Annotated in this window: 1 protein-coding gene; it reads left to right on the top strand. The window is 65.4% G+C overall.

What is annotated here, in order from left to right; genetic code table 11:
* A partial coding sequence (locus AB0H00_RS31965) for an acetate--CoA ligase (RefSeq protein ID WP_357273677.1) occupies nucleotides 1-1,291 on the top strand: 1,291 nt, incomplete at both ends.

Raw genomic sequence — 1,291 nt, 5'->3', positions numbered from 1 at the left:
TTCTGGGGTGAGCAGGCTGATCGGCTGCAGTGGCATCGACCGTTCGACCGGGTACTGGACTGGAGTGCCGCGCCGGTGGCGAAATGGTTCGTCGGCGGCACTCTCAACGTCGCCTACAACTGTGTGGACCGGCACGTCCTGGACGGACACGGCGACCAGATCGCTATTCATTGGGAAGGCGAGCCCGGCGATTCCCGCGCCATCACCTACGCAGAACTGCTCGCCGAGGTCTGCCGGGCAGCCAACTACCTCACCGAACTCGGGCTGCGGGCCGGTGACCGCGTGGCGGTATACATGCCGATGGTGCCCGAGGCCATCATCGCCATGCTCGCCTGCGCCCGGCTGGGCCTGACCCACTCGGTCGTGTTCGCCGGATTCTCCCCCACCGCCCTACGACAACGAGTCGACGACGCCGGTGCCCGGCTGATCATCACCACCGACGGGCAGTGGCGACGCGGGACGGCCACACCACTCAAAGCCGCGGTCGACGAGGCGTTGAGCGGTGACCCCTCGACAGTCGAGCATGTGCTCGTGGTCCGCCGCACCGGTATCGAGGTGCCCTGGACCCAGCACCGCGACCTGTGGTGGCACGACACGGTCGGGCACGCCACACCCGAACACGAAGCCCAACCCTTCGACGCCGAACATCCCCTGTTCATCCTCTACACCTCCGGCACCACCGGAAAACCCAAAGGCATCCTGCACACCACCGGCGGCTACCTCACCCAAACCTCCTACACCCACCACATCGTCTTCGACCACAAACCCGGACAAGACATCTACTGGTGCACCGCCGACATCGGCTGGATCACCGGACACAGCTACATCGTCTATGGACCGCTGTCCAACCGCGCCACCCAAGTCGTCTACGAAGGCACCCCCAACTTCCCCGACGAACACCGACACTGGCAGATCATCGAAAAATACGGCGTCACCCTCTACTACACCGCACCCACCCTGGTACGCACCTTCATGAAATGGGGAAGACACATCCCCGCCGCCCACGATCTGACCTCGCTGCGGCTGCTCGGATCGGTCGGCGAACCGATCAACCCCGAAGCCTGGCGCTGGTACCGCGAGGTGATCGGCGCCCACCGCACCCCGATCGTGGACACCTGGTGGCAGACCGAAACCGGCGCCATCATGATCTCCCCCCTGCCCGGGGTCACCACCACCAAACCCGGCGCCGCCATGACACCACTGCCCGGCATCTCCGCACGGGTGGTCGACGAAGACGGCAAGCCAGTACAGAAAGCCGAGACCGACACTGATTCCCCGGACCGCTCCGCGG

Origin of the sequence: Nocardia sp. NPDC023852 (assembly GCF_040639505.1) — a bacterium.
Lineage (GTDB): Bacteria > Actinomycetota > Actinomycetes > Mycobacteriales > Mycobacteriaceae > Nocardia.
Note: the sequence above shows the minus strand (reverse complement) of the source record. Positions and strands in the feature narration are given on the sequence as shown.